The sequence below is a fragment of the Streptomyces sp. NPDC002825 genome, from assembly GCF_040295385.1.
Classification (GTDB): Bacteria; Actinomycetota; Actinomycetes; order Streptomycetales; family Streptomycetaceae; genus Streptomyces.
The window spans coordinates 16689-28308 of record NZ_JBEOVH010000018.1 but is presented as its reverse complement, the minus strand read 5'-3'; the positions used below and the strand labels follow the sequence as shown (position 1 = coordinate 28308).

Annotated in this window: 10 protein-coding genes; 5 read left to right on the top strand and 5 right to left on the bottom strand. The window is 71.1% G+C overall.

The window, feature by feature from the left end; genetic code table 11:
* Positions 1 to 88: 88 nt before the first annotated feature.
* The gene (locus tag ABT041_RS22665) at positions 89 to 940 is read right to left on the bottom strand and encodes a siderophore-interacting protein (RefSeq protein ID WP_351187150.1); all 852 of its coding nucleotides are present in this window, start codon (positions 938 to 940) and stop codon (positions 89 to 91) included.
* A gap of 145 nt (positions 941 to 1085) precedes the next feature.
* On the opposite strand from ABT041_RS22665, the gene ABT041_RS22660 reads away from it, so the two are divergent.
* Genes ABT041_RS22660 through ABT041_RS22650 form a run of 3 tightly spaced genes read left to right on the top strand, consistent with a single transcriptional unit; the run spans position 1086 to position 4328 of the window.
* On the top strand, positions 1086 to 3287 hold the full coding sequence (locus ABT041_RS22660) for a glycoside hydrolase domain-containing protein (RefSeq protein WP_351187148.1): 2202 nt from the start codon (positions 1086 to 1088) through the stop codon (positions 3285 to 3287).
* A 30-nt stretch (positions 3288 to 3317) separates the two neighbouring features.
* Entirely contained in the window at positions 3318 to 3632 is a 315-nt protein-coding gene (locus ABT041_RS22655) for a hypothetical protein (RefSeq protein ID WP_351187146.1), read from the top strand.
* Between the two features lie 27 nt (positions 3633 to 3659).
* On the top strand, positions 3660 to 4328 hold the full coding sequence (locus ABT041_RS22650) for a hypothetical protein (RefSeq protein ID WP_351187144.1): 669 nt from the start codon (positions 3660 to 3662) through the stop codon (positions 4326 to 4328).
* 63 nt (positions 4329 to 4391) lie between these two features.
* On the opposite strand, the gene ABT041_RS22645 is transcribed toward ABT041_RS22650, so the two are convergent.
* From ABT041_RS22645 to ABT041_RS22630, 4 genes are read right to left on the bottom strand one after another with little or no spacing between them, the layout of a single operon-like run.
* Entirely contained in the window at positions 4392 to 5552 is a 1161-nt protein-coding gene (locus ABT041_RS22645; RefSeq protein WP_351187142.1) for an acyl-CoA dehydrogenase family protein, read from the bottom strand.
* An 8-nt stretch (positions 5553 to 5560) separates the two neighbouring features.
* Positions 5561 to 6496 (bottom strand): hydroxymethylglutaryl-CoA lyase, encoded by a 936-nt coding sequence (locus ABT041_RS22640; RefSeq protein WP_351187140.1) that lies wholly within the window; start codon positions 6494 to 6496, stop codon positions 5561 to 5563.
* Entirely contained in the window at positions 6493 to 8418 is a 1926-nt protein-coding gene (locus ABT041_RS22635; protein WP_351187138.1) for an acetyl/propionyl/methylcrotonyl-CoA carboxylase subunit alpha, read from the bottom strand. Before ABT041_RS22635 ends, ABT041_RS22640 begins: the two co-directional genes overlap by 4 nt.
* 23 nt (positions 8419 to 8441) lie before the next feature.
* Positions 8442 to 10049 (bottom strand): carboxyl transferase domain-containing protein, encoded by a 1608-nt coding sequence (locus ABT041_RS22630; protein ID WP_351187136.1) that lies wholly within the window; start codon positions 10047 to 10049, stop codon positions 8442 to 8444.
* 87 nt (positions 10050 to 10136) lie between these two features.
* On the opposite strand from ABT041_RS22630, the gene ABT041_RS22625 reads away from it, so the two are divergent.
* Complete coding sequence (locus tag ABT041_RS22625) at positions 10137 to 10724, top strand: SACE_7040 family transcriptional regulator (protein ID WP_351187134.1); 588 nt, start codon at positions 10137 to 10139, stop codon at positions 10722 to 10724.
* A 55-nt stretch (positions 10725 to 10779) separates the two neighbouring features.
* Positions 10780 to 11553 (top strand): phosphatase, encoded by a 774-nt coding sequence (locus tag ABT041_RS22620; RefSeq protein ID WP_351187132.1) that lies wholly within the window; start codon positions 10780 to 10782, stop codon positions 11551 to 11553.
* Positions 11554 to 11620 lie beyond the last annotated feature (67 nt).

The following is an 11620-nucleotide window of genomic DNA, read 5'->3' as shown; positions in this document are numbered from 1 at the left end:
GCCTAACCTAACCAAGACGCACAACGGCCCCCCAACCCGTCGGGGCTGGGGGGCCGTCGGCCCTGTGGGGGTGAAGGGGGTGCCGGGGTTACGCCTCGTCGGCCGTCTCGTCCGGGGTCTCCCGCAGCGCGTCCTCGGACAGGCCCTTGCGCCAGTAGCCGACGAACGTGACCCGCCGCCGGTCGAGCCCCCGCTCCCGTACGAAGTGGCGGCGCAGCGCCTTCACGGAGCCCGACTCGCCCGCGATCCAGACGTACGGGGCCTCGCCGGGCAGTTCGGCTCCGGCCACCGCGTCCACGGCGGACGGCGCCCCCTCCTCCCGTACGAGCCAGGTGACCGTGGCGTCCGCCTCGGTCGCGAGTTCCGTCCGGTCTCCGGAGAACGGCACCTCCAGGAACACCTGGGCGCGGGTCTCGGCCGGCAGCCACTCCAGGATCGCGGAGGCGGCGGGGAGGGCCGTCTCGTCGGCCCAGATCAGTACGGAGTCGGCGTCCTCGGGGAGTTGGAAGCGGACGCCGGTGTTCTCGGCGACGGCCGGACCGAGGACGACCACCCGGTCGCCGGGCTCGGCGCGGCCCGCCCAGCGGCAGGCGGGGCCGCCGTCCTCGTGGAGGGCGAAGTCGATGTCGACCTCGTTCGCGGGGGCCGTGCGCTGCTCGCGGACGGTGTACGAGCGCATGACGGCCCGCTCGTCGTCGGGCATCGCGCGCCAGGCGCCCAGGATGGCGTACATGTCCGGGTTGTCCAGGGGCGGCAGGACCGGCGCGTCCTGGCCGGGATGCGGCAGGAAGAGGGAGAGCGACTGGTCGCGGCCTCCGGCGGCGAAGTTCTTCAAGTCGTCCCCGGTGAAGGTGATGCGGACCAGGGAGGGGCCGAGTCGCCGTGTCCGGTCGACCTGGAGGGAGAAGAACTGGAAGGGCGCGGTCTCGGCGTTCGTCATGGGAATGTAGGTTAGCCTAACCTCATCTTGATCAATAGAGGGGGTTTCTGTTGCTAGGGTCTGGCTGATTCAGGAGAGGGGGCTCCTCGTTTCGGCGACGGCGTGATGCCTCTCCGCGTGCGTTGCCACAGAACGAAGGAGATCCATGGCTGACGCGATGGTCGAGCGGGCCCAGCGCTTCATCAACTCGACCTACAACAACGGGGCGATGCTGGGCATATCCAAGCTGGAGGAGAACGGCCTGACCGGCTGGTCGGTCATGTACGCCCTCACCCGGGCCCTCCAGTACGAGATGGGCCTCACCAGCCTGTCGAACGCCTTCGGCCCCACCACCCTGTCGACGCTCCAGTCGAAGTACCCGAGCCTCAACGCCTCCACGGTGCCGTCGGCGAACTTCTGCCGCATCCTCCAGTCCGCCCTGTACTGCAAGGGGTACGACGGCGGAGAGATCGACGGCATCTACAACGACCGCGTCCAGGCCGCTGTGGCCAAGCTCAAGCTCCACATGGGCGTCGACGGCGCCTACCCGGGCACGTCCCTGGAGCCGAAGGTCGTCAAGGGCCTTCTCAACATGGACGCCTACGTCAGCACCGCCGGCGCCAACGAGCAGATCCGCACCGTCCAGCGGTGGCTGAACGCGCGCTACGTGAACCGCCGGGACTTCTACATCATCCCCTGCGACGGCCACCACTCCCGTGACGTCGCCAAGTCCATGCTCTTCGCCATCCAGTACGAGCTGGGCATGGCGGACGGCGTCGCCAACGGCAACTTCGGCCCCGGCACCCAGGCCGGCCTGAAGAACCACACCGTCGGCCAGGGCGACAGCAGCACCTGGGCGTACCTGTTCACGGCCGCGATGGTCCTCAACAAGCGCAACGTCCTCTTCGGCGAGTTCACCGGCGGGGTCCAGAGCGAGGTCGAGAGCTTCCAGGCCTTCTCCATGCTGCCGGTGACCGGCGTCGGCGACTACGCCACCTGGTCCTCGCTGCTCGTCTCGTACGGCGACCAGACCCGCAAGGGCAGCGCCTGCGACTGCGTCACCAAGATCACGCCGGAGCGCGCCCAGACCCTCGTCAACGCGGGCTACACGTACGTCGGCCGGTACCTCTACAACCCGTTCCCCAACGGCTCCCTGCCGGAGAAGCAGATCCAGCCGGGCGAGCTCGACACCATCAAGAACTACGGGCTGCGCTGCTTCCCGATCTACCAGACGTACTCGAACTCCGCGAGCTACTTCAAGTACGGCCAGGGCTGCGTCGACGCCTCCAACGCCGTCGAATGGGCCCAGGCCCACGGCTTCAAGCCGGGCTCCATCATCTACTTCGCCGTCGACTACGACGCCATGGACGGCGAGGTCACCGACTTCATCCTGCCGCACTTCCGCGGCGTCTTCCGCACCGTCACCGAGAACTCGGGCTACCGGGTCGGCGTCTACGGCCCCCGCAACATCTGCCAGCGCGTCACCGACGCCGGGTACGCCGAGACCGCCTTCGTCTCCGACATGTCGGCCGGCTTCTCCGGGAACCTCGGCTACCCGCTGCCGACGAAGTGGGCCTTCGACCAGATCTCCACGATCACGGTCGGTTCCGGCGCCGGTGCCATCAACATCGACAACGACATGGCCTCCGGCCGGGACCAGGGCCAGAACGACTTCTACCCGCCGGCGGGCATCGTCTCGGGCCTGGACAGGGACTTCGACAAGACCAAGTACCGGGCGTCCATGCTCGCGGACGTCCAGTCCTACCTCACCTCCATCGGCGTCCCGGAGACGGGCGGCGAGGGCTGGGTCGACGACGACTGGGTCACCTACGGGATCAACACCACCACCGAGGCCTTCGACGCGGTCCTCAGCTACGACTGGCTGTTCACCAACCTCGCCAGGACGCTCAAGATCCGCAAGGCGCTCATCCAGGCCCCCGTCCTGTGGGAGCTGCGCAAGCTGAACCCGGGCGACGAGCTCGCCGACGAGGCCGTGAAGGCCGGCCTGGACGACGACTGCAGCACGGGCTGGGGCCAGATCTTCGCCTGGGTGACCATCGATGCCCGGAACTACTGCATCCAGCAGGGCTACCTCAACGCGCCCCCGCTGACCAGCGCCGACAAGAAGGCGGTCTGGGACCAGCTCAACCAGGACGTCGAGTACAACCTCCGCTCCGTCGCGTACCTCACGATGTACAACTCCTACCAGCTGAGCATTCCCTCGCCGTCGCTGACCACCAGCCTCGCCGACACGCAGGCGCTGCTGGCCCGGTACAACGGCACCGGCCCCGATGCGGAGAAGTACGGGCAGCAGCTCATCGGCCTGTACCAGGTCCTGGAGAACTACAACGCGCTCTGCCGCGTCTAGCGGCCCCCACCGATCGCGAAGAATGTGCACATGAGGAAGCTGCTCGTGCCGGCCGGGGTGAACCTGCTGCTCGGCGTGCCGGGAATCGTTCCGGTCTTCCTGGTCTGGTACGTCCTGGCCAACGGGCCGCTCGCCGCCCTCGGATGGACGACACGGGACCCGAACGAGAACGACGGCATGTGGCTGTGGCTGGTCATCGTCGTACCCGTCGTCGGGCTCTACGGCCTCGTCTGGGGCCTGGTGAACGTGCGCCTGCGGCGCCGGACACCCGTCCCGGCGTCCGTGTACTGGCCGGTGTGCGCGGCGGCCTCCCTGGCGCCTTTCTTCGCGATCGGGCTGTTCTGACGAAGACTTGAGAGGAGAACGAAGCACATGCAGCAGAAGATGACGCGGCGTACGGTCGTGCGGACCACCGCCGTCGTGGGCGCGGCCGCCGCCCTGGGCCCGGTCCTGTCCGCCACCGCCACGGCCGCCCCGGGCACGGGAGCCGGCACGGGCGCCGCCACGGCCGCCCTCGCGGGGACCCGGAAGCCCAAGCGCCCCGCGACGACCGCCAACGGCTGGACGATCCAGACCAACGTCGACCGCGACTCCCAGGTGTGGACGCGCTCGGTGTCCGGCACCGGCCTCGACGTGCCGCTGTGGATCGGCGACGTCGAGACCGTCCTGCTCCACGTCGTGCGCCGCTTCCACTACGAGGTGGAGGAGCTCCACACCGGCGACCTCGTCGGCTGGCGCCCCGCCAAGGAGGTGCGCCGCCGCCACCCGGAGTCGAACCTCGCCTCCGGCACGGCCGTGCGGATCCGCCCGGGCATCGGGGCCACGCAGGGCTCGCTGTTCCCGCTCCAGCTCGACACCGTCCGCGCCATCCTCGCGGAGTGCGACGGCGTGGTCCGGTGGGGCGGTGACGACAAGCCCGTGGACGAGTCCCTCTTCTACATCGCCGTCGGCCCGCTCGACACCCGGCTCGCGGACCTCGCGGCCCGCATCCGGGAGTGGAACGCCACGCCCGGCCAGGGGGCCGGAGTGACCGCCGGCTAGCAGGACGCACGGAAGGGGCGCGCGGCTCGGGCCGCGCGCCCCTTCTGTCTCTCACCCGTCCCGTCAGGCGGGCAGGCCCAGCTCACGGGCGATCAGCATCCGCTGGACCTCGCTGGTGCCCTCGCCGATCTCCAGGATCTTCGAGTCGCGCCACATGCGGGCCACCGGGTACTCGTTCATGAAGCCGTAGCCGCCGTGGATCTGCGTCGCCTCGCGGGCGTTGTCCACGGCCACCGTGGAGGAGTACAGCTTCGCGATCGCCGCCTCCTTCTTGAACGACTCGCCGAGCACCAGACGAGAGGCCGCGTCCCGCCAGCCGATGCGGGCCATGTGGGCCTTCATCTCCATGTCGGCGATCTTGAACTGGACCGCCTGGTACGTGCTGATCGGCGAACCGAAGGCGTGCCGCTCCTTCGCGTACTTCACCGACTCGTCCACACAGCCCTGCGCGAGGCCCGTCGCGAGCGCCGCGATCGCGACCCGGCCCTCGTCCAGGATCCGCAGGAACTGCGCGTATCCGCGCCCCTCCTCGCCGAGGAGGTTCTCCACCGGGACGCGGACGTCGTCGAAGGAGAGCTCACGGGTGTCCGAGGCGTTCCAGCCGACCTTGGAGTACGGGGCGGCCACCGTGAAGCCCGGGGTGCCGGCCGGCACGATGATCGAGGAGATCAGCGGACGCCCGTCCGGCTTGCGGCCGGTGACCGCCGTGACCGTCACCAGACCCGTGATGTCCGTACCGGAGTTGGTGATGAAGCACTTCGAACCGTTGATGACCCACTGGTCGCCGTCGCGGACGGCGGTGGTGCGGGTGCCGCCCGCGTCCGAACCGGCACCCGGCTCGGTCAGGCCGAACGCGCCGAGCATCTCGCCGGCGCACAGCTTCGGCAGCCACTCCCGCTTCTGCTCCTCCGTACCGAAGCGGAAGACCGGCATGGCGCCCAGCGAGACGCCCGCCTCCAGGGTGATGGCCACGGAGGAGTCGACCCGGGCCAGCTCCTCCAGGGCGATCCCGAGCGCCAGGTAGTCGCCGCCCATGCCGCCGTACTCCTCGGGGAACGGCAGCCCGAACAGGCCCATGCGGCCCATCTCACGGACGATCTCGTACGGGAACTCGTGCCGCTCGTAGAAGTCGCCGATCTTCGGCGCCACGACGTCGTGGGCGAACTCCTCGACGGTACGGCGGAGTTCCTCGTGCTCTTCGGAGAGCCGGTGGTCGAGGGACATGTCTTTCGTCACTCCTTGTGGGAGAGGGCGCGGACGGTACGGGAAGGGCTGGGCCGGCCCAGCTGTTCGGCCATCCACACGCTCGTGGCGGTGAGGGCGGCCAGATCGACCCCGGTCTCGATGCCGAGACCGTCGAGCATCCACACGAGGTCCTCGGTGGCGAGATTGCCGGTCGCGCTCTTCGCGTACGGGCAGCCGCCGAGACCGCCGGCGGAGGCGTCGACCGTGGTCACCCCGTGGCGCAGGGCCGCCAGGGTGTTGGACAGGGCCTGCCCGTACGTGTCGTGGAAGTGCACGGCGATACGGGAGGTGGGGACACCGGCCTCGTTCAGCCCCGTGAGGAGGGCCTGGACGTGCCCGGGGGTCGCGACGCCGATCGTGTCGCCGAGGCTCAGCTCGTCGCAGCCCATGTCGGCGAGGGCCTTCGTCACCCGGACGACCTGCTCGACGGGCACGGCGCCCTCCCAGGGGTCGCCGAAGCACATCGACAGATAGCCGCGGACCTTCAGCCCGGCCTCTATGGCCCGGGTGACGGTCGGCGCGAACATCGCGAGCGCCTCGTCGACGGTCCGGTTCAGGTTGGCCTTCGCGAAGGACTCCGTCGCCGAGGCGAACACGGCGACCTCACGGGCGCCGAGGGCCAGGGCCCGGTCGAGCCCGCGCTCGTTCGGCACGAGGACGGGCAGCCGTACGGGAAGGTCCCGTACGCGCGGGAACAGCTCCTCGGCGTCGGCGAGCTGCGGCACCCACTTCGGGTGCACGAAGCTGGTCGCCTCGATGGTCGTCAGGCCCGCGGCGGCGAGCCGCCGCACGAACTCGGCCTTCACGTCGGTCGGGACGGCCGTCTTCTCGTTCTGCAGCCCGTCCCGGGCACCGACCTCGTGGATCCGGACCCGGGCGGGGAGGGACAGGTCGGGCACGGTCATGGGCAGTCCGGTGCTCATGCCTCTCCCTCCTCGCGGGGCGCGACGACGGCCAGGACCTGGTCCATGGCGACGGTGGTGCCGGGCGTGACGTCCAGCTCGGTGACGGTGCCGGCGTGCGGGGCGGAGATGACGTGCTCCATCTTCATCGCCTCGACGACGAGCAGACTCTGCCCGGCCTCCACCTCGTCCCCGACGGCCACCTTCACGACGGTGACGGTGCCGGGCATGGGCGCGGCGAGCGTGTCGGCCCCACCGTGCCGGGCCCCGGAGAGGGCGGCCTCGACGGGGTCGTGATCCAGGACGTGCCAGGAGTCGCCGTCACGGCCGAGCCAGGCGCCCGCGCGGTGGAAGGTGTGGGTGAGGCCGTCCACCGTCACGGTCACCTCGGTGGCCGTGACCCGGGAACCCGCCGGGGCCTCCGCCGTCACCGGTTCGAGTCCCGGCACCCGGAACGGGAACGCGAGCGGCTTCGGGGCGCCGCCCAGGCGCCACCCGCTCGGCACGTCGAACGGATCCGTCCAGCCGCCCCGGGGCGCCGGGACCAGCTCCGCGAGCCGCACGGCGGCCGCCGCCGCGTACACCTCGTCCGGTACGCCCGCCGGGACCAGACTCTCCGCGTCCCGCTCCACCAGACCCGTGTCCATCGCCCCCGACACCACGTCCGGGTGGGCGAGCAGCCGGCGCAGGAAGCCCGCGTTCGTCGGGACGCCCAGGGTGACCAGGTCGGCGAGGGCCGCGCGGAGCTTCCGCAGGGCCGTCGGCCGGTCCGCCGCGTGGACGATGACCTTCGACAGCATCGGGTCGTACAGGGAGGACACCTCGCTGCCTTCGAGCAGGCCGGAGTCCGTCCGTACGCCGTTCCCCCGCGGCTCGTCCAGCGCGAGGACCGTGCCGCCCGAGGGCAGGAAGCCGCGCGAGGGGTCCTCGGCGCAGATGCGGGCCTCGACCGCCCAGCCGTCGAGCCGGACGTCGTCCTGGCCGAAGCCCAGCGGCTCACCGGCGGCGACCCGCAGCTGCCACTCGACCAGGTCGAGGCCGGTGATCAGCTCCGTCACCGGGTGCTCGACCTGGAGACGGGTGTTCATCTCCATGAAGTAGTACGCGGACGGGTCACCGCCCGGGACGATGAACTCCACCGTCCCCGCGCCGACATAGCCGCAAGACCGGGCCGCCTCCACGGCCGCCGCGCCCATCGCCGCGCGGGTCTTCTCGTCGAGGAGGACGCTCGGCGCCTCCTCGATGATCTTCTGGTGGCGGCGCTGGAGCGAGCACTCGCGCTCGCCGAGGTGCACCACGTGACCATGCGCGTCCGCCAGGACCTGGATCTCGATGTGCCGCGGCCGGTCGATCCACCGCTCCACGAGCAGCGTGTCGTCGCCGAAGGACGCCCGCGCCTCACGGCGGGCCGCCGCGATCTCCTCGTCCAGGACCGCCAGGTCACGCACCAGGCGCATGCCCTTGCCACCGCCGCCCGCGCTGGGCTTCAGCAGGACGGGCGCGCCCAGCTCACGGGCCGCGGCGGCGATCTCCGGGTCGGCCGCGCCGGGCACGACCGGCACACCGGCGGCCTTCACGGTCTCCTTCGCCCGGATCTTGTCGCCCATGAGGGCGATCGCCTCGGCGGAGGGCCCGATGAAGACGAGGCCCGCGTCCGCGCAGGCCCGCGCGAAGCCGGCGTTCTCCGCGAGGAAGCCGTAGCCGGGGTGGACGGCCTGCGCCCCGGTCCGCTTCGCCGCGTCGAGCAGCGCGGGGACGGACAGGTACGACTCGGCGGCCGCAGGCGGACCGATCCGTACCGCCGTGTCCGCCTCCCGTACGTGCCGGGCGTCGGCGTCCGCGTCGCTGTAGACGGCCACCGAACGCACGCCCATCGCCCGCAGGGTGCGGATGACGCGGACGGCGATCTCGCCGCGGTTGGCGACGAGCACTGTGTCGAACATGCTCTGCATCTCCTGGGGGCCCCTCACATCCGGAAGACGCCGAACTGGGGGTCACCCAGGGGCGCGTTGGCACAGGCGGTCAGGGCGAGGCCGAGGACCTGCCGGGTCTCCAGCGGGTCGATGACGCCGTCGTCCCACAGCCGGGCGGTCGCGTAGTAGGCGTTGCCCTGGCTCTCGTACTGCTCGCGGATCGGGGCCTTGAAGGCCTCCTCGTCCTCCGCGCTCCACTCGTCGCCGAGCTGGTCGCGCTTGACCGTCGCGAGGACGGACGCGGCCTGCTCGCCGCCCATGACCGAGATCTTGGCGTTGGGCCACATCCACAGGAAGCGGGGGGAGTAGGCCCGGCCGCACATCGAGTAGTTGCCCGCGCCGTACGAACCGCCGACGACGACCGTCAGCTTCGGGACGCGGGTCGTGGCGACCGCCGTCACCATCTTCGCGCCGTGCTTGGCGATGCCGCCGTGCTCGTACGCCTTGCCGACCATGAAGCCGGTGATGTTCTGCAGGAACACCAGCGGGATACCGCGCTGGTCGCACAGCTCGATGAAGTGCGCGCCCTTCTGGGCGGACTCGGCGAACAGGATGCCGTTGTTGGCGACGATGCCGACCGGGTGGCCGTGGATCCGGGCGAAGCCGGTGACCAGCGTCTGGCCGTACTCGGACTTGAACTCCTGGAAGCGGGAGCCGTCCACGACCCGGGCGATCACCTCGCGCACGTCGTACGGGGTGCGGGAGTCCACCGGCACCGCGCCGTACAGACCGTACGGGTCGACCTTCGGCTCCTCGGCCGGCTCGACCTTCCAGGGCAGCGGGCCGCGCTCGGGGAGCGTCGCCACGATGTTCCGGACGATCCTGAGCGCGTGCGCGTCGTCCTCGGCGAGATGGTCGGTGACGCCGGAGATCCGGGAGTGGACCTCGCCGCCGCCGAGCTCCTCGGCCGTGACGACCTCGCCGGTCGCCGCCTTCACCAGCGGCGGACCGCCCAGGAAGATCGTGCCCTGGTTCCGTACGATCACGGCCTCGTCGCTCATCGCCGGGACGTACGCGCCGCCGGCCGTGCACGAGCCCATGACCGCCGCGATCTGCGGGATGCCGGCGCCGGACATGCGGGCCTGGTTGTAGAAGATCCGGCCGAAGTGCTCCCGGTCGGGGAAGACCTCGTCCTGCATCGGCAGGAACGCGCCGCCCGAGTCGACCAGGTAGAGGCAGGGGAGACGGTTCTCCAGGGCCACCTCCTGGGCACGGAGGTGCTTCTTCACCGTCATCGGGTAGTACGTGCCGCCCTTGACGGTCGCGTCGTTGGCGACGATCACGCACTCGCGGCCCGAGACCCGGCCGATGCCCGCGATGACGCCGGCCGCCGGGGCCTGGTCGCCGTACATGCCGTTCGCCGCGAGCGGCGCCAGCTCCAGGAACGGCGAGCCCGGGTCGAGGAGCGTGTCCACCCGGTCGCGCGGCAGCAGCTTCCCGCGCGCGGTGTGCCGGGCCCGGGACTTCTCACCGCCGCCCAGGGCGGCCGCCGCGAGCTTGGCGCGCAGGGTCGCCGCCAGCTCGTGATGGGCCGCCTCATTGGCCTGCCAGGCCGCGGACGCGGGGTCCGCCGCGCTCGTCAGCACAGGTGCCTGCTGCATCCCTCGAGCTCCCTTGCTCGGTTAATGAGCGTTAACGTATGTCGCCCAGGTTAACGACCGCTAACCGGGTTGTCTAGAATCGATTGCATGACGACCAGCCCGACGCGGATCGACGCGCCGACGCGCCGCGAGCAGATCCTCAAGGAGGCCGCCCGCCTCTTCGCCGAGCGCGGCTTCCACGGCGTGGGCGTGGACGAGATAGGGGCGGCCGTCGGCATCAGCGGACCCGGCCTCTACCGCCACTTCCCCGGGAAGGACGCGATGCTCGCCGAGCTCCTGGTGGGCATCAGCGAGCGGCTGCTGTCCGGCGGGCGCCTCCGCGTGGCCGAGGCCGACGGGGACCCGCGCGTCCTCCTCGGCTCCCTCATCGACGGGCACATCGACTTCGCCCTCGACGACCGGCCGCTGATCACCCTCCACGACCGGGAGCTCGACCGGCTCAAGGACGAGGACCGCAAGCGGGTCCGGCAGCTCCAGCGGCAGTACGTCGAACTGTGGGTCGCGGTCGTCCGCGAGCTGTACCCGGACGCGGGCGAGTCCGAGTCCCGCACGGCCGTCCACGCCGTCTTCGGCCTCCTCAACTCGACCCCGCACCTGGCCGCGCTCGGCCGCCGCCCCATGGAGGACCTGCTGCGGAAGCTGGCGCACGGGGCGTTCGGGGCGCTGGGCGCGTAGTCCAGAGCTCGGAACAGGGTCCGATCCTCCGCGCGGCTCCGCCAGAATGAACCCCATGCCGATACTCAGCCGCCCCGCCCTCGTCGAGCACCTCGTCCGCACCCGGATCGCGGGAGACGTCGCCACCCCGCGCGACAACAACCTCTCCCACTACCGCAAGCTCGCCAACGGCGACCGGCACTACTGGCTCGGCCTCGAACTCGGCGACCGCTGGACCGACGAGCAGGACGTGCTCGCCGTCATGGCCGAGCGGTGCGGCGTCGTCGACGACCCCGCGCACCGCGTCGGCCAGGACACCATCGACCCCGAACTCACCGTCGACGGCCTCGACCGGATGGCCGCCCGCCTCCGCAAGGCCGCCGCGGGCCGCGAGCGGGTCCTCTTCGCCACCGGGCACCCCGGCTCGCTCATCGACGTCCACAGCCGGGTCGCGGCCGCGCTGCGTGCCCAGGGCTGCGACATCGTCCGGATCCCGGGCGGGCTCATCGCCGACGAGGGGTACGTCGTGCAGTTCGCCGACGTCGCCGTCTTCGAGCGCGGCGCGAGCCTGTGGCACACGCACTCCCCGGAGCCGATGAACGCGATCCTCGACGCGCTCGGCGAGTCCGGACGCCCGGACCTCGTCATCGCCGACCACGGCTGGGCGGGCCGCGCGGGTCAGCGGGGCGTCGACTCCGTGGGCTACGCGGACTGCAACGACCCCGCGCTCTTCATCGGCGAGGCGGAGGGCACGATGCAGGTCACGATCCCCCTGGACGACCACGTGGTGGACCCCCGCTTCTACGAACCCCTGACGGCGTACACGCTGGCGGCGGCGGGCCTCGCCTGACGGGAGCTGTGGCTCCGTTGTGGGCAGGCGTTCCGCAAGGGGCGGAACGGGTGGGCACAACGGACGG

Excerpts from the sequence above, each read along its gene's own strand:
- ABT041_RS22665 (WP_351187150.1), bottom strand. The coding sequence starts at position 940 with ATGACGAACGCCGAGACCGCGCCCTTCCAGTTCTTCTCCCTCCAGGTC.
- ABT041_RS22660 (WP_351187148.1), top strand. The coding sequence starts at position 1,086 with ATGGCTGACGCGATGGTCGAGCGGGCCCAGCGCTTCATCAACTCGACC.
- ABT041_RS22655 (WP_351187146.1), top strand. The coding sequence starts at position 3,318 with ATGAGGAAGCTGCTCGTGCCGGCCGGGGTGAACCTGCTGCTCGGCGTG.
- ABT041_RS22650 (WP_351187144.1), top strand. The coding sequence starts at position 3,660 with ATGCAGCAGAAGATGACGCGGCGTACGGTCGTGCGGACCACCGCCGTC.
- ABT041_RS22645 (WP_351187142.1), bottom strand. The coding sequence starts at position 5,552 with ATGTCCCTCGACCACCGGCTCTCCGAAGAGCACGAGGAACTCCGCCGT.
- ABT041_RS22640 (WP_351187140.1), bottom strand. The coding sequence starts at position 6,496 with ATGAGCACCGGACTGCCCATGACCGTGCCCGACCTGTCCCTCCCCGCC.
- ABT041_RS22635 (WP_351187138.1), bottom strand. The coding sequence starts at position 8,418 with ATGTTCGACACAGTGCTCGTCGCCAACCGCGGCGAGATCGCCGTCCGC.
- ABT041_RS22630 (WP_351187136.1), bottom strand. The coding sequence starts at position 10,049 with ATGCAGCAGGCACCTGTGCTGACGAGCGCGGCGGACCCCGCGTCCGCG.
- ABT041_RS22625 (WP_351187134.1), top strand. The coding sequence starts at position 10,137 with ATGACGACCAGCCCGACGCGGATCGACGCGCCGACGCGCCGCGAGCAG.
- ABT041_RS22620 (WP_351187132.1), top strand. The coding sequence starts at position 10,780 with ATGCCGATACTCAGCCGCCCCGCCCTCGTCGAGCACCTCGTCCGCACC.